This window comes from Pseudomonas sp. XS1P51 (assembly GCF_054897845.1).
Genome location: NZ_CM142707.1, coordinates 892,103 through 908,145, shown reverse-complemented (window position 1 = coordinate 908,145; position 16,043 = coordinate 892,103). Strand labels below are relative to the sequence as shown.

Sequence of the window (16,043 nt, the reverse complement as noted above, 5' to 3'; positions counted from 1 at the left end):
AATCATCGGGATGCAGTGGCGCTTCCCTATGACAACATCGGTTGCACCAGGCACTGCGCACCCAGCGCATCCACCTGCGGACGGCCGAACAGATAACCCTGCCCCCACTCGCTGCCACAGGCGGTAGCGAGGGCGCGGTCGGCTTCGGATTCGATCCCTTCGACGATCACGCACGGCGCCAGGGTCTTGCACAGCTGCACCAGGTGGCCGAGGGTCTGCGCGTTGTTGGTCTCCAGGCGTGCGCGCTGGATGTAACCCTGATCGATCTTGACGATATCCGGCCGGGTCTGACGAATGAATTCCAGGGTGCCCAGGCCCGCGCCAAAGTCGTCGATAGCCACCCGACAACCCAGTTCACGAAGGCACAGAACGAATTCGATCGCTGCTGAAGTGCTGGGTGGTGTGGCGCTTTCGGTGACTTCAATCACCAGTCGCGCGGCCACCGAGGGGGCGTCGCGCAATAGCATGATTATCGGCTGCCAGTAGTGGTCGACGATGGCGCTTTGCGCGGAGATGTTGCAGCCCAGTCGCAGGTGTTCGTTTTGCAGCAGGCTTTCAATCACGCTGTGCACCACGCAGCGGTCGAGCTCACGCATCAATTGATGTTTTTCCAGCATTGCAAAGGGATAGACCCCTTCTCCCCGTGCATCGATATGCCGCAACAACCCTTCCTGGTACAGCACCCGGGTGCTGTCGGGCAACCAGACCACCGGCTGAAACGCCAACACCAATTTGCCTTGCGCCAACTCGTTATAAAAATTTCTGACTCTGTGCATGTCACATCCGTAGACAAGGCGGCGTCCTGCCGCCGGTTGAGTGTGGCTACGCCAAGCGGGCGCCCCTGCAACTGCAGCGTTGACTGCCGGCCATAATCGACCCTCCCCCAGCCGTCAGGAAGTGTTCCCGGATACCTTTCGCTTGTCCTTGGAAACGCGTCGGGCCTGTTAATCGACTGCGGCCATTTGTTTATTGCGATCATGCGCCGGCTTGCGCGACATCAATTAGCCATCACCCCGGGAAGAACCATGCACAGAATGACCAGCGCCAGTTTTCGGGTGCTTGCCGATGTCTTGACCGACGGCGGTGCAAACGTAGAAGCCTTGCTCAAAGCGTTCGACAGCAGCAGCGAGGAGGTCTTTGCAACCCCCAACGGTGTCAGGCTGGAGCTGGTCTATAAGGTGATGGCAGAAGCGGTCAAGCGCACCGGCAATGCGGACATCGGCCTGCTGGCCTATACCCGCGCGCACCCGGCCAATCTGGAGGTGCTGGGTTACGCGGTGATGTCCTGCGCCAACCTGGGTACCGCGCTGCAACGTCTGGTGGACTATCACTCACTGATCTGCAATGGCATCTGCATGTGCCTGGAGCACGAACCGCGGGCAATGAAACTGATCGGCTTCGACATCAGCGTCCAGCCGTCGCTGACACCCCGCGCCTTCATCGATGCCGGTGTGGCGCAAACCCTGGGGCTGGTCCACTGGCTGCTGCCCAAGCATAAACCCCAACCCCTGGCAGCGACCTTCACCTACCCCGAACCCGCCGACACCACTCGGCTGGAACGATTGCTGGGCAGTAACCTGTTGTTCGGCGCGTCGTACAACAGCCTGACCTTCAGCATCGATGATTGCTCGATCGCATTGCCCTCCGCCGACCCGGCACTGGATGTCCTGCATGTCGAGTACGCTCGCACACGCTTGAACCTGCTACTCAATGGTTCGATGACCGAGCGGGTTCGACGGGTGCTGTCCGAGCGCCTCGCCCAAGGCGTGCCCAGCGACCTGAACAGAATCGCCCAGGCAGTCGGGGTCAGCGCGCGTAGCTTGCAACGGCGCCTGAGTAATGAAGACATGCACTTCTCGGCGCTGCAGGATGAAGCGCGGCTGATGCTCGCGCACAACTTCCTGCGCAACTCGGTGCGCAGCGTGAAGTACATCGGCGCGTTGTTGGGGTTTCGCGATCAGAGCAGCTTTCACAAAGCCTGCATCCGCTGGTTTGGCATGACGCCGGGACGCTATCGCGAAGAGTCCTGAGACGGGCTTGTCTCATGGCATCTGGAAGCCATAAGGCCGTGTGCGGCGATATCGGAACCGTCCGCCGGCTTACTCGGAAACCGCGACTTGATTACGCCCGCGCGCCTTGGCTCGATACAACGCTTTATCGGCGTTGTTCATCAAACTGTGCAGGTCTTTGTCGTCGGTATCCATGGACGCAACACCGATGCTGGCCGTTATGCGGTGAACAGGCCCGGTCATCAGTCCGGCGATAGACTGGATGAGTTCCTCGGCAATATTCAGGGCAACCTCTATGGGCGTGTCCGGGAGCAAAACAGCGAACTCCTCACCCCCCAGCCTGCCGTAGACGTCCGTTTCGCGAAAGGACGTGCTGATGACCGCACCCATTTGACGCAGAACCTGATCCCCGACCTGATGACCGTAGGTGTCATTGATATGTTTGAAGTGATCCATATCCAACATCACGGCACACAGCGGCAACCGGTTGTCTTTACAGTAGCCATACAGCTGCTGGGCATGCTCGAAAAAAGCCCTGCGATTCTTCAGGCCCGTAAGTTCATCGGTCTGCGCGGCACGGGTCGAAACACTGTGCGCCAGCTCCATTTCACGGGTTAACCGAAAGGCTGTTTCCAATGCATCGGACAAGTTGCGTGTAGCGCTGAACACAAAAGACGCAAACACTAAAACAGCCAGCCCAATACCGAATTGCATGGCTGACGGCTGGAACAACAGCCACAAGGTACAGGGCAACAAAACCAGAGAAATGGACACGATCGTCATGTATCGATAGGCCGAGTAGCAGGACACCGCGCTGACAGACATCCCTACGGTAAAGAGCATGACCAGCGCCTGGGCCAACAGATCATCGGCCGGCATGACCGCCAAAGCGCCGCCACCCCAGATACTGGCGGATAGCACGAGCGAGCTCCAGTACTTGCGCTCCCAGCGTCGAGGGGTGCGCTGACTGTGCGGACTGCGGAAATAGGCGATAAACATCGAGAGGCGCAACAACGACGACCCCGTCAGTATGGCCAACCACCCAGCAATGACGGTGTGATCAAAACGGTCCCAGCACAGCCAGCACAACATGAGCGCGGCCAGGAAACTGCCAAAAACCGCTGAAACTGATTGGCGAAACAGCTGGTGCAATCGGTCCGTGCGCACCTGCCTTGCAATAAAACAATCCTGCTCGTACCGCAATCCAGGGCCATCCATTTAATCCGCCTGATCATTGAGCTGCAACGAAACGCTATTGTGGCACATTGCTCACAGGCGCTCGCAGACTCCTTGTTCATGCAAAAACGTGTCCCGTTCGGCACACGGCAGCGGCTTGCTGAAAAGATACCCTTGGATATTTCCCTAAAGAGTTGCCGGCCGCAGATACGGCTCAATGAATCCGCAGTTCAGGATCAGGTTCAGGCGTTGCGCATCGCTCATTCGGCGAAACAGCCCGAGGGTCTTCCATGGTGCGTGACCGTCAACATTGGGCGCTCCCAACCCGGCCATCACATCGGCGATCAAAACTGATCGGGTTTCGAAAGAGATGCGGGTCAACCCGGTGCGATTGCCAACTCCGGCATGGGCATGAGCCCCGGAAAAAGCGATAAGGCTCCCCGGCGTGATATCAACGGCAATCCCCTCCTCCGGCGCAATCGCTTCCATCAGATGCGGAATCGCCTCATCGGCATCCACGGCATTGCGCCCGTCCCGATGCGATCGCTGCAGAACCTCGCGCATGTCGAAGTCTGCACTCGAATTGAGCAGCGGTCGCTGCCATAGGTTCGGATACAACGCGAAGGTACGCCCCGTCGTGACGGGATAAACCGGCGCCCACCAGTTGGTTTGCGCATAGACATTCGACCCCCAGGTATCGCGGTGGAAAGCGATGGTGGCTGTGGTGCGGGCTCGCGGCTGGTGTTGTTCGGGTTCGCGATGGGGTTGGAAACGCAGATGCAGGCGATCGCACGCCAGAGCATCCGGATCGAATCCAAGACTTTCGATGACGTCCTGCCATAGACGCTGGATCTCGGCCGAGCCCGCGAAATCGTTCTGACACTTTGCGAAACACGCGGTCTGTTCGTCGTGGCTCAAGTAGCGATGGATGTGTTGTGGTTGCCAGGGGTGTAGCGCGTCTTCGAGAAATGCACGGGTGTGCTCGACCAGTGCCGTCATGGGCAGCAAGTCAGTGAGGTGAATGATCTCGCCGGCGTAGATGCGGTCGTGGAATTCGCGAACGGTGCTTGGGATGAGGAGTGGGCTGTACATGACCTGAAGCTTCCTGAAGCGGCGCCTTCGACAGTAGATGCACGACGGTGGCAGCGAAAGTGGCAGTTCGGGTGGAAAAACACGGATCAGGCCATTTATTGCAATGCTGTCCACTTAAGAGAGTCTCAAGACGAACGAACCTGTGGCGTGTTGCCTGGCTTTTTATCGCACATCACGCTGAAGAAACGCCCTCGCCTACTCCTGCGGATCTACCTGGTCCAGCACTCGATTCACCGACAACTCTGCCAGGGAAATCATTTGCTGAATCCCTAATGCCAGATTGCATTTTGGACCGCTGAGGATGAAGGCCAACTCGCTGGCCATGACACTGGCTGAGGCAAGGGTTTCGCAGGCATGAGCCAGAAGGGTTTCAGTATCCGCAGTGGACAGCATAATGGCTAAATAGTAGCCTACCAAAAAATGTAACGCGAAAAATGAACAGGCCATTTAAAAATCCCGCCACACAAATAAAGGGGGGGGACTTTTTTGGACGTTTTTCTTCCACTTTCCACCTTTTACACAGAGACACTTAAATAAATGAATATCCCGTCTTTAAACTCCAATACAATCAAAGAAACATTTGACAGCCTTCGAAACGTGGGGATCTCTGCTGCAATTTTTTATGCTGGTTACACAGTACTGAAAATTCCGGCAACAAAACTTGAAAATCCGACGTTTGCTCACACAGTTGGCGCAGGGTTAGTTGCGCTCAGCATTCTCTTACTAGCGCTTTGCGTGCTTTATTTTTACGAAAAAATAAAAGCCGCACCGAACTTAAATAAGGCAATCGCTGTCAGCTTATCACTTGTCTTTTCAGCCATCATATGCATGATTTTTCTTACAATACCCATGTCTCATGGACTAATATACTAGGCCACCACATATTCAAGAACAACGGAAAACGGATTTATTGTAGAAGCCGTTTACCCCGTTACAAACCTAATTCATATTTCCTCACCGCCAATTTTCAGAAAAACAAAACCTTGGAAGTAGCAATGTTTTTATCGAAATTAAAAGTAATAGATCCAGAAAACGGCCCATACCAGTACGGCCACTACGCACAAATAAATTATAAAAATATAGCAATTGCAGACATTGAAAGCCAAAATAATGACACTACTGAAAAAATGCTTTCCTACAATCACTTCGCAGTAAAACGTCAATACTTAGGTAAGAACCTAGGCAGGCTTGCCATACTTACTTTTGCAAAGCACATTTCCAAAAACCACCCTAAAGTGCAAACATTGAAATTTGATTTATATAGACAAAAAGAAGGTGATGACCCAGTAAAACTACGAGAAGCAAGAATAAAAATGTTCACCGAGCTAGGGGCAAAATGTACCTACAAGCAAATAGAAGGCAAACGATTTGATCCACCACGATGGATTGTTTCGGTACACTGGTCAAAAATACACTGGTCCCACGCAAAGACGTTCCGACTTGGAAAGCGTCTTGCGGCAAAAGAACTTAATAATAAAGGCACTAGAACAGCTCTCTTTCTGAGACGCATCTTTACTTTCAAAAAATAAACAATGGATGTATTTATCTTTCGGCAGCCAAACGGAAACAAACTCCCTCACCACCAAGGCGCGTCCGTTGGTGCTTTGCGCATACCATTTGCACTGAATCCCAGGCACAAAAAAGCCCACTGACCGTCACCGGTTCAGTGGGCTTTTGATTGGGCCTCTAATTACAGAGCCATATCACTTGCAGCATTCTCTTTCACTGCCTTAGGCTTTTCCGCAGCGGCAGGTGCAGCAGGAACAGCAACCTGACCAATCACCGGCGGCGGAGTCAGCTCCAACACCTTCGCGGTGTAAGCCCACTCTTGTGCCACTTTCTCAGGACTGGCATTCAACTGAGTGCCATAGCTCGGCACGATCTGGTGCAGCTTCTCCTGCCAGGCTGGCGAAGCAACCTTGTCCTTGAACACTTTCTGCAGCACGGTCAGCATGATCGGCGCAGCCGTCGATGCACCCGGCGATGCGCCCAGCAGACCAGCAATGGTGCTGTCGGCAGAAGCCACAATCTCGGTACCCAACTTCAGCACGCCACCCGCAGCTTCATCACGCTTGATGATTTGCACGCGCTGGCCGGCTTGCCACAGGCGCCAGTCTTCAGCCTTGGCGTTCGGGAAGTATTCTTTCAGGGCGTTGAGGCGGTCTTCGTCAGACAGCATCAGTTGGCTTGCGAGGTACTCGACCAGCGGGTATTCCTTGATGCCGACTTTGGTCATTGGCCACACGTTGTGCGTGGTGGTGGTGGTCAGCAGGTCCAGGTACGAGCCTTCTTTCAGGAACTTGGTGCTGAAGGTCGCGAATGGGCCAAACAGGATGACGCGTTTACCATCCAGAACATGACAAATTCAGGGCAACACTTTTACAAGCCATGGTTGTCGGCAGATTCTTCGTGTAACAATTGCCTACTATTCATTTTACAAGGATGTTAAAAATGGCTGGCAAACCTGCTGCCCGTGTCACGGATCCTACTACCTGTCCGCTTCCCGGCCATGGCGTTAATCCCATCGCCGCTGGCTCTCCCGATGTTTTCTTCGACGGTTTGGCCGCCGTTCGTCTAGACGATAAAAGTGCGTGTGGCAGTCCGATTGTCGGTGAAGTCGCCTCTACCGTTCTTATCAACGGGAAACCAGCTGCAACGGTGGGCAGCATCGGGGCTCATGGCAATAACGTGGTGAGTGGTTCCGGAACGGTGATCATCGGCAACTCCCACACCCCGGCAGAGTTCATCGCACCGTTACCGATGCCGCTTTGGTTACAGCCATTCAATGAGCAGTTCCGTATTCTCGGAAGTGATGGCCAGCCTCTCGCCCATGTTCCCTATCACATCAAAGATGAAGCCGGTCAGGTTTACACCGGCTTTTCTGACGAGTCAGGGCATACGCCACGAATTTCTACCAAAAAATAGGAAACACTGGAAATTACCACAGGCGTTGCCGCTCTTGAAAAGTGGAGTAATGCATGACCGAGTTTTCTTGCAAAGCTCCGACTAATCAACAAGCCGGTTCAATAAGCAATGTGTCTGGCTATCCAATGCCAGCCAACATCCATATGTTTGTTGTCGTTGAGGAAATTGGTAAAGACGGTTTTTTGGTAAGAAGGATTTATGCCTCGCCGGACAACCCACATCTGATCTCAAAAAATCTCCCGGAATTTCAAATCAAGCATGAAATCCGGCCCGAAAAATTCGGGATAATGCCTATTGATCCAAAATCAAACGCCACCGTAGCCGAACATGTATTTAGCAGCAGGAAGTATCCATCCAGCTACGTATCGACCAGCTCTATTTTCCCTGATGGTTCACCACGATTTGAAGGAAAGGCAGTTTACATAGATGTTGCGAAAGCTAAGGCGGCAGGAGCAAAACTGGTTACCACCGAGGAGATCTTAAAATCCTTAGAGGAGTATAAAAAAATCGCTCCTAGAAACGTCGCCAAGATTGATCAAATCTCGGAATGGGTAAAAAACATTGACAAAGAGGTCCTGATTCAAGCTGAAAAGATACCTCCGAAAGCAATTTTTACACCTGGCTCATACAAAACCACATCCGTACTGATCAAAGGTGCGAGAGTGCTTAGAGTTTTTGCCATTGGCTTCACCGCATACGATCTGAAATTGGCCGCAGACGAGTCCATCAAGCAGAAAAGCATAAAGCCGATATCTATTGAGGTGGTTAAGCAGGCAGGTGGTTGGGGAGGAGCAATTGCCGGAGCAAGGATCGGTGTCGTCGCGGGTGCTGCAGTTGGTATTGAAACGGGCCCCGGAGCAATCGTTAGCGGTGCTGTGGGAGGGATCATATTTGGTACCGCAGGTTATTTCGGAGCTAGTTGGCTCACCGAATATCTACAGGATTGAGGTAGGTCATGAACATTTTCGGTCGCATTAAAGCTTTCATAAAACAAGAGCCAGAAGAGCAAATCGTCGGGCATTCCATACGAGAACTTAAATCGATTTTTTCTGAATCCCTTTCAAAAAATGATGATTCACTGTCCGAGTATCCTCGAACCACATCTTTGGAGAGCGTAGGAGTTCAAGCTTATTACTCCTCACTTTTAATCGACCACGAAGACAGTCATAAAATTTTTACGCTCATTAAATCAAGCTTCAATTACACAGCCGAAAAAACATTCAACGAACTACCCGTAAAGCAATATGCAAACACCCAAAAAAATGAACACTTAGTTTTTTTCACATCGTCTAGAGAATTCAACTCCGTGACTGTACGACTGGTCACCAATAGCGTTGATTTTTTGGTCATCATTGCTTGCGAAAAATTCTCCGTACCCCCTCCATGGATAGTTTTCGAGGGGTACAACCCTTCCTGGTGGGGTAGCGATATGCAAGGCGCTCAGGGGTACTACAGCGAAAACTACTTCGCTCCGTTTTTCACTAACTTAAGTGGAGCAGAAAGGAAAACTTATTACGCTAGATACAACGCTGCAGATGAATGGATAAAAAGCCTGGAACTGATGTACGACGTTAAATGACCTAGTTCCTTTCCGGGGTTGCTTCGCGGCCCAACGGGAGCAAGCTCCCTCGCCACAAAGGCACGTCTGTTGGCGCTTCGCGCAAATCATCTGCACTGAATCCCAGGCACAAAAAAGCCCACTGACCGTCACCGGTTCAGTGGGCTTTTGATTGGGCCTCTAATTACAGAGCCATATCACTTGCAGCATTCTCTTTCACTGCCTTAGGCTTTTCCGCAGCGGCAGGTGCGGCAGGAACAGCAACCTGACCAATCACCGGCGGCGGAGTCAGCTCCAACACCTTCGCGGTGTAAGCCCACTCTTGTGCCACTTTCTCAGGACTGGCATTCAACTGAGTGCCATAGCTCGGCACGATCTGGTGCAGCTTCTCCTGCCAGGCTGGCGAAGCAACCTTGTCCTTGAACACTTTCTGCAGCACGGTCAGCATGATCGGCGCAGCCGTCGATGCACCCGGCGATGCGCCCAGCAGACCAGCAATGGTGCTGTCGGCAGAAGCAACGATCTCAGTACCCAACTTCAGCACGCCACCCGCAGCTTCATCACGCTTGATGATTTGCACGCGCTGGCCGGCTTGCCACAGGCGCCAGTCTTCAGCCTTGGCGTTCGGGAAGTATTCTTTCAGGGCGTTGAGGCGGTCTTCGTCAGACAGCATCAGTTGGCTTGCGAGGTACTCGACCAGCGGGTATTCCTTGATGCCGACTTTGGTCATTGGCCACACGTTGTGCGTGGTGGTGGTGGTCAGCAGGTCCAGGTACGAGCCTTCTTTCAGGAACTTGGTGCTGAAGGTCGCGAATGGGCCAAACAGGATGACGCGCTTGCCGTCCAGGACACGAGTGTCCAGGTGCGGAACCGACATTGGCGGTGCGCCAACGGAGGCTTTGCCGTAGGCCTTGGCCAGGTGTTGCTCGGCGATGGCCGGGTTTTCGGTGACCAGGAACGAGCCGCCTACCGGGAAGCCTGCGTATTCCTTGGCTTCAGGAATACCGGACTTCTGCAGCAGGTGCAGTGCACCGCCGCCGGCGCCGATGAATACAAACTTGGCGTCGGTTTCGGATTTTTTGCCGTCTTTCAGATTTTTGTAGCTGACGCGCCAGCTACCGTCGTCGTTCTTGGTGATGTCTTGCACTTCGCTAGACAGTTTCAAGTCGAACTTCGGTGTGGTTTGCAGGTGCGCAACGAACTGGCGGGTGATCTCGCCGAAGTTGACGTCGGTGCCGATCGGGGACCAGGTGGCCGCGATCTTCTGGTTCGGGTCACGCCCTTCCATCATCAGTGGAACCCACTTCTTGATGACAGCCGGGTCTTCGGAGTACTGCATGCCGGCGAACAGCGGGCTTGCTTGCAGGGCTTCGTAGCGTTTTTTCAGGAACTTGATGTTGTCATCGCCCCACACAAAGCTCATGTGCGGTGTGGAGTTGATGAACGAACGCGGGTTTTTCAGTACGCCTTGCTGAACCTGCCAGGCCCAGAATTGACGGGAGATCTGGAACGCTTCGTTGATTTCAACGGCTTTCGGAATCGAAACGTTGCCCTTCTCGTCTTCCGGGGTGTAGTTCAACTCGGCCAGGGCGGAGTGACCGGTACCGGCGTTGTTCCAGCCGTTGGAGCTTTCCAGGGCGACGCCGTCGAGGCGCTCGACCATTTCCATCGAAGTGCCGGGTTCCAGTTCATTGAGCCACACACCCAGGGTTGCGCTCATGATGCCGCCGCCAATAAGCAGCACATCGACTTTCTTTGCCTCTTCCGCGTGAACGGAAGTGATCCCCATCGACAAAGCCAGCCCCAGCAGGGCCGTGTTCACTTTTTTAAACATCTGTAGCACCTATGATAAAACGCCATCCGCCCTTCCATCTTCACTTCACGAGCCCCTTGTTTCACGGCATACAGGCAGATGTCGCGGGTGCTCGCACATGACGATTGGAGGGTGGGCACACAAGGCCGACGTGTTCCATCGACCTCAGTTTATATGTCCCTACTGAACTGACTTTTTATCATTATTGGCTTCAGCTACTTGAGCGACAGTGATTCTGTTGGCGGGTCTCAAGGACACGCGAACTGAATAGGTCAAAGCAAGTTGGTGCGAAGAATATCACGACATCGCAAACCCGCGCGTCTGTTCCCGACTTGATAGTCCGAGCGCGGGCGCCGGGCCCACTATACTGATCCTGATTTTTCTCGATGAGCCGGTGAGGAGCAGTCATGAGCGACAAAGACGATCTGCGCAAATATTCCTCTCAAGTGGTCGACGGCGTGGAGCGCGCGCCCGGCCGCTCCATGCTGCGCGCCGTGGGTTTCACGGACGAGGACTTCAAGAAACCGCAGATCGGCATCGCCTCCACGTGGGCGATGGTCACGCCCTGCAACATGCACATCGACAAACTGGCGATCGAGGCCGAAAAAGGCGCGAATGCTGCCGGCGCCAAAGGCGTCATTTTCAACACCATTACCATTTCCGATGGCATCGCCAACGGCACCGAAGGCATGAAGTATTCGCTGGTGTCGCGGGAAGTAATCGCCGATTCCATTGAGGTGGTGGCCGGTTGCGAAGGCTTCGACGGCCTCGTGACGGTCGGCGGCTGTGACAAAAATATGCCGGGCTGCCTGATCGGGATGGCGCGGCTGAACCGCCCTTCCATCTTCGTCTACGGCGGCACCATTCGGCCGGGTGCCGGCCATACTGACATCATTTCCGTGTTCGAAGCCGTCGGCCAGCATGCCCGTGGCGACATCAACGAGATTCAGGTCAAGCAGATCGAAGAAGTGGCGATTCCCGGCCCCGGTTCCTGCGGTGGCATGTACACGGCCAACACCATGGCGTCGGCCATTGAGGCGTTGGGCATGAGCCTGCCCGGCTCCAGCTCTCAGGATGCCGTCGGCAGCGACAAGGCGTCGGACAGTTTCCGCGCCGGTCAGCAGGTCATGGAGCTGCTCAAGCAGGACATCAAACCGCGGGACATCATGACCCGCAAGGCCTTCGAAAACGCGATTCGCGTGGTGATCGCCCTCGCCGGCTCCACCAACGCCGTGCTGCATCTGTTGGCCATGGCCCATGCCGTGGAGGTCGAACTGACCCTGGATGACTTCGTCGAACTGGGCAAGATTTCCCCGGTGGTGGCCGACCTGCGCCCCAGCGGCAAATACATGATGAGCGAGCTGGTGGCCATCGGCGGCATTCAGCCGCTGATGAAACGCATGCTCGCCGCCGGCATGCTGCACGGCGATGTGCTGACAGTCACCGGCAAGACGCTCGCAGAAAACCTGCAAAGCGTGCCTGACTACCCCGAAGGTCAGGACGTGATCCTGCCATTTGACCAACCGATCAAAAAGGATTCCCACCTGGTGGTGCTGCGCGGCAACCTCTCGCCCACCGGCGCGGTGGCCAAGATCACCGGCAAGGAAGGCCTGCGCTTTGAAGGCACGGCTCGGGTCTACCACGGTGAAGAAGGCGCGCTGGCCGGCATTCTCAACGGCGAAGTGAAAGCCGGCGACGTCATCGTGATCCGCTACGAAGGGCCCAAGGGCGGCCCTGGCATGCGCGAAATGCTCTCGCCCACGTCGGCGGTCATGGGCAAAGGGTTGGGCAAGGAAGTCGCGCTCATTACCGATGGCCGCTTCTCCGGTGGCTCACACGGCTTTGTGGTGGGGCATATCACACCGGAAGCCTTTGATGGCGGCCCCATCGCACTGATTGAAGACGGCGACCGAATCACCATCGACGCCGAAACCCGGCAGATCACGGTCGATGTCTCCGACGCCGAGCTGGCCGAGCGCAAGACCCGCTGGGTACGCCCGCAATCCAGATACAAACGCGGGGTGCTGGCCAAGTACGCGAAGACCGTGTCCAGCGCCTCGGAAGGTGCCGTCACGGATAAATATCTTTAGCAGGAGAGAGCTTGTCCGGGAGTAAGAAGATCTATAGTTCTGCGTTGCCTGATCTGGCGTATTCGCGAGCAAGCCCGCTCCCACATTTGACCGAGTTGTTCAGACGAATGCGGTCTAGTGTGGGAGCGGGCTTGCTCGCGAAGAGGCCTTCACAATCACCAAAAACCAATTGCTCGTACACCAGCCTCAAAGCCGAAACCGGTCAACCGATTGCGAGAGCTTGCCCGCCAGCGTGGACAACTCATCGGTGGTCGAGGCGGTCCGGCCAATGACCTTGCTGTTGCCTTCGGACATGCCGGCAATCATTTCCACCTGATGGGCGATTTCGTTGCTGGCCAGGCTCTGCTCACCGATCGTGCGGGTGATGTCATTGACCAGTTGAGTCGTGTTCAGCGTGGCGTCGAGGATTTCCCGGATGGCGCGCTCGACATCGGCCGTCACGGCCATGCCTTTGTCGACCTGCGCAACGCCCGCCTCCATGCTGGTCACCGCTTCACGGGTACTTTGCTGGATGCGCGAGACCATGGTGGCGATTTCCTGGGTGGAGGCGCTGGTGCGTCCCGCCAGGCTGCGCACCTCGTCGGCCACCACGGCAAACCCACGCCCCTGCTCACCGGCACGGGCAGCCTCGATGGCAGCGTTCAGCGCCAGCAGGTTGGTTTGATCGGCGATACCCTTGATCACCTGGATGATGCTGAAAATCCCTTCGGACTCCTTGTCCAGCGTGCGGATCACCTGCGCCGATTGCTGCGCCGAACGCGCGATGCCGTCCATGTCGTTGACCACCTGGTGAATCACGCGGCCGCCATCCTTGGCCAGCGCCTCGGCCTGGTTGGCCATGTTCAGCGCTCGCTCGGCATGCCGGGTGATTTCCTCGATGCTCGCGGTCATTTCGCTGGCCGCCGCGGCCATGGTGCTCGCCGCTACGCTTTGCTGCTGACTGCTACCGGCCACTTCATGGCAGCCATTGCTCAATTGCGTGCTCATGCCGCTCACGCCATGGGCATTGCTGCGCACGACTTCGATCATGCCGCGCAAGTCGCGCTGCATGGTTGCCAGGCTGCGAATCAACGCGCTGGCTTCGTCCTTGCGAGTGGGCTCGACAATCGGTTCGCTCAGGTTGCCATGGGCGATGCTGTCGGCAATGCGGCTGGCGGTCTGCAACGGCCCCATGATGCTCAAAATCACCCAGAGGCCCTGGACGAGCAGCAATAACAGGCTGGCGATGAGCACGCTGCCAATGACGAAGTTGGCGTTGCTGATGGCTTTCTGGGTGCCGGCGCTGGTGTCTTGGGTGTTGGTTTCGATCAGCTCGCTGAGGGCGGCCATCTGGTCTTCCAGTTGGCTGAACGCGGTATTGAAGGTACCCAGCTCTTTCTGAGCCGATTCCGGATTTTGCAGGCCCAGCCCGACGATGCGTTCGGCGGCGCTGATGTAGGTATCGAGGCTCGGCTTGATCTTGTTCAGGCCCGTTTTGATGGTGTCGTTGACCGGCAGTTTGAGGTTCTCACCGAGCACTTCACGAAAGTGCGACGCATGCTCCTCAATAGAGCTGCGCACCTCTGTCTGGGTGCTGGTGCTTTTACCCAGCCCGACCAGCATCGCGGAGAGCACGTCGGCACGTAACGCGTCGTGCATCATGTCGGCTTCCAGGTGATTGCGCAGCGCGGTCATGCTGACCTCGTTGTCATTCACCGCTGCAGCCATCTGCGTGTTTCCCAGATAACTGACCAGGCTCATGATCAGGGCGGTAAGCAGGCCGGTGCCAATCAGCAAGATCAAGCGTAATTTTATCGACACGTTGTGTTCCCCTGTCAGTTGGGTAAAGCCATACAAAAATAGCTTTGCTGTACAGGGTATCGACTACGCCAAGCGCTTATTGAAGCCTATTTCCATACGTTCGTTTCTTTACGACCTACGGTATGCCCGGCCCTTTTTTCCACTTGCCTGAAAAGGGACACCAGCAACAGGCTGACCAACGCGCCAGCCACAGCCAGCGCCATGTCTTTCTGTGAATCCCATGGATCGTTTTGCGCACCCACGAACGCACGCGAAGTGTCATCGCCCAGATAAGCGCCGCCGATCCACTCCACCAGTTCATAAATGGCCGAGGTCGACAGCATGATGTTCAGGGCGATGAAAACCACCCAGAAACCGCGCAACGGCGTCAGTCGCAGCAGCACTTCCCGAATCGGGTAAACCATCAATAGCCCGTAACTCAAATGGACCAGCCGATCAAACTGATTGCGCCGCAGCCCGAGCGTTTTATCGAGGCTGATACCGGTCAAGGCTGAACACCAACGGTCGTAGGGCACCAGGGAATAGGTGTAGTGGGAACCCAATTCGTGAATACACAGGAAAACGAACACCAGACTGATGGAAACGGCAGATAAACGAAACCGACGGGAGACAGCCACAAGCGTGCCCACCAGCAACAGCACCAACAGGTTTTCCAAGGCCCAATCGACTCGGCTGCGGGGTGAAACGCCAAACGCCACGACGATCAAAAGAAACAGGATCAGCAGCGCCAGGTCGTATCGCGGATGCTCCTTTGGCTGCATGGTTTGAGTCCTCGAAATCTGAGCAACCTTGTATCAGGTAGCTTGGGCTTTGCAGCCCATAAGTTCTCGCAGGGTCAGCGCGTTGCGTAATGCAAAACCACTGGCGGTGTTATCGAAGATGCACCAGGTGGCGATGCTCGCCTGCGTAGGGTTCAGCACTTGTCGCGCCAGCGCCTCTAATCGGCCTTGACCATAGTCACTGTGATAAATGCGCGGCGAGCCGTGCCATCGCCAGTATTGGATCCCGGGCCAACCGCCCGGCGTGTCGCCACAGGTAATGGGCGATGGATCGGCGGCTACCCGCCCGATTCGCTGCTCGACCAAGAGAGCGTCTGCGTCCAGCCAGCTTTCATGCCGGGGTTCAAGTACCACCGGCCCGGCATAACGTTGCCGCAGTGCCAGGAAAAACGCCGCCGCGATACCTTCTTCGTAAGCCAGCGACGGCGGCAACTGAACCAGAAGACACCCCAACGAATCGCCGAGCGCCGTGCATTGGCACAGAAACTCGTCCAGCAACAACTCGCAACTCTGCAAGCGCTGAACATGGGTGATGAGCTTGGGCATCTTGACCGAGAACCGAAATGACGCCGGCACCGATTGCGCCCAACGCAAATACGTTGGTGGCCGATGCGGGCGATAAAACGAACTGTTGATTTCAACCGCCGTCAGTTGCGAGGCATACCGCTGCAAGTGCGTGCCGCGCACAGGAAACAACGGCCAGTGTTCACGAGGCAGGCTCCAGCCGGCACACCCTACGTAAACCTGTGGCACTGATTCGCCCCCTTCCTTTTCCGAAACACGCTTCGGGCCTTTAACTTC

Annotated in this window: 14 protein-coding genes and 3 pseudogenes; 7 read left to right on the top strand and 10 right to left on the bottom strand. The window is 55.5% G+C overall.

Features of this window, described 5'->3' with window-relative positions; all coding sequences use genetic code 11:
• Positions 1 to 26: 26 nt before the first annotated feature.
• Complete coding sequence (locus ACYZUD_RS04275) at positions 27 to 776, bottom strand: EAL domain-containing protein (RefSeq protein ID WP_462022760.1); 750 nt, start codon at positions 774 to 776, stop codon at positions 27 to 29.
• Positions 777 to 1,025: 249 nt separating this feature from the next.
• Between ACYZUD_RS04275 and ACYZUD_RS04270 the strand changes: the two genes are divergently transcribed.
• Positions 1,026 to 2,030 (top strand): AraC family transcriptional regulator, encoded by a 1,005-nt coding sequence (locus ACYZUD_RS04270; protein ID WP_462022759.1) that lies wholly within the window; start codon positions 1,026 to 1,028, stop codon positions 2,028 to 2,030.
• A 69-nt stretch (positions 2,031 to 2,099) separates the two neighbouring features.
• On the opposite strand, the gene ACYZUD_RS04265 is transcribed toward ACYZUD_RS04270, so the two are convergent.
• The 3 genes from ACYZUD_RS04265 to ACYZUD_RS04255 all read right to left on the bottom strand — a co-directional run bounded on the left by ACYZUD_RS04265 (position 2,100) and on the right by ACYZUD_RS04255 (position 4,670).
• Positions 2,100 to 3,227: a GGDEF domain-containing protein gene (locus ACYZUD_RS04265; RefSeq protein ID WP_462022758.1), complete on the bottom strand. Its 1,128-nt coding sequence runs from the start codon at positions 3,225 to 3,227 to the stop codon at positions 2,100 to 2,102.
• Between the two features lie 144 nt (positions 3,228 to 3,371).
• Positions 3,372 to 4,277 carry a hypothetical protein gene (locus ACYZUD_RS04260; RefSeq protein ID WP_462025181.1) on the bottom strand — a complete coding sequence of 302 codons (906 nt, stop codon included), beginning with the start codon at positions 4,275 to 4,277 and terminating at the stop codon, positions 3,372 to 3,374.
• A 195-nt stretch (positions 4,278 to 4,472) separates the two neighbouring features.
• Positions 4,473 to 4,670, bottom strand: coding sequence for a DUF6124 family protein (locus tag ACYZUD_RS04255; RefSeq protein WP_462025180.1), 198 nt, complete (start codon positions 4,668 to 4,670; stop codon positions 4,473 to 4,475).
• Positions 4,671 to 4,814: 144 nt separating this feature from the next.
• Here ACYZUD_RS04255 and ACYZUD_RS04250 point away from each other — a divergent pair, with 144 nt between their 5' ends.
• Together ACYZUD_RS04250 and ACYZUD_RS04245 are read left to right on the top strand one after the other, a co-directional pair.
• Complete coding sequence (locus ACYZUD_RS04250) at positions 4,815 to 5,150, top strand: hypothetical protein (RefSeq protein WP_462022757.1); 336 nt, start codon at positions 4,815 to 4,817, stop codon at positions 5,148 to 5,150.
• A gap of 122 nt (positions 5,151 to 5,272) precedes the next feature.
• Positions 5,273 to 5,806: a hypothetical protein gene (locus ACYZUD_RS04245; RefSeq protein WP_462022756.1), complete on the top strand. Its 534-nt coding sequence runs from the start codon at positions 5,273 to 5,275 to the stop codon at positions 5,804 to 5,806.
• Between the two features lie 161 nt (positions 5,807 to 5,967).
• Here the strand turns inward: ACYZUD_RS04245 and ACYZUD_RS04240 are convergent.
• A pseudogene (locus ACYZUD_RS04240) lies at positions 5,968 to 6,633 on the bottom strand (malate:quinone oxidoreductase); the annotation flags it as partial.
• A gap of 95 nt (positions 6,634 to 6,728) precedes the next feature.
• Between ACYZUD_RS04240 and ACYZUD_RS04235 the strand changes: the two are divergent.
• From ACYZUD_RS04235 to ACYZUD_RS04225, 3 genes are read left to right on the top strand one after another with little or no spacing between them, the layout of a single operon-like run.
• Positions 6,729 to 7,202 (top strand): PAAR domain-containing protein, encoded by a 474-nt coding sequence (locus tag ACYZUD_RS04235; protein WP_462022755.1) that lies wholly within the window; start codon positions 6,729 to 6,731, stop codon positions 7,200 to 7,202.
• A gap of 53 nt (positions 7,203 to 7,255) precedes the next feature.
• Positions 7,256 to 8,149: a glycine zipper family protein gene (locus ACYZUD_RS04230; protein ID WP_462022754.1), complete on the top strand. Its 894-nt coding sequence runs from the start codon at positions 7,256 to 7,258 to the stop codon at positions 8,147 to 8,149.
• A gap of 8 nt (positions 8,150 to 8,157) precedes the next feature.
• Complete coding sequence (locus tag ACYZUD_RS04225; protein WP_462022753.1) at positions 8,158 to 8,781, top strand: hypothetical protein; 624 nt, start codon at positions 8,158 to 8,160, stop codon at positions 8,779 to 8,781.
• 163 nt (positions 8,782 to 8,944) lie between these two features.
• On the opposite strand, the gene mqo is transcribed toward ACYZUD_RS04225, so the two are convergent.
• Positions 8,945 to 10,594, bottom strand: a complete 1,650-nt coding sequence (mqo, locus tag ACYZUD_RS04220; RefSeq protein WP_462022752.1) for a malate dehydrogenase (quinone) — start codon at positions 10,592 to 10,594, stop codon at positions 8,945 to 8,947.
• A gap of 386 nt (positions 10,595 to 10,980) precedes the next feature.
• Between mqo and ilvD the strand changes: the two genes are divergently transcribed.
• Positions 10,981 to 12,663 (top strand): dihydroxy-acid dehydratase, encoded by a 1,683-nt coding sequence (gene ilvD / locus ACYZUD_RS04215; protein WP_462022751.1) that lies wholly within the window; start codon positions 10,981 to 10,983, stop codon positions 12,661 to 12,663.
• A 186-nt stretch (positions 12,664 to 12,849) separates the two neighbouring features.
• Here the strand turns inward: ilvD and ACYZUD_RS04210 are convergent.
• From ACYZUD_RS04210 to ACYZUD_RS04195, 4 genes and pseudogenes are all read right to left on the bottom strand, one after another.
• Positions 12,850 to 13,446 (bottom strand): annotated as a pseudogene (locus tag ACYZUD_RS04210) (methyl-accepting chemotaxis protein); the annotation flags it as partial.
• Between the two features lie 309 nt (positions 13,447 to 13,755).
• Positions 13,756 to 14,463: pseudogene (locus tag ACYZUD_RS04205) on the bottom strand (MCP four helix bundle domain-containing protein); the annotation flags it as partial.
• Positions 14,464 to 14,549: 86 nt separating this feature from the next.
• Positions 14,550 to 15,224, bottom strand: coding sequence for a DUF2238 domain-containing protein (locus ACYZUD_RS04200; protein WP_462022750.1), 675 nt, complete (start codon positions 15,222 to 15,224; stop codon positions 14,550 to 14,552).
• Positions 15,225 to 15,257: 33 nt separating this feature from the next.
• The gene (locus ACYZUD_RS04195; protein WP_462022749.1) at positions 15,258 to 15,995 is read right to left on the bottom strand and encodes a DUF72 domain-containing protein; all 738 of its coding nucleotides are present in this window, start codon (positions 15,993 to 15,995) and stop codon (positions 15,258 to 15,260) included.
• Between the last annotated feature and the right edge of the window lie 48 nt (positions 15,996 to 16,043).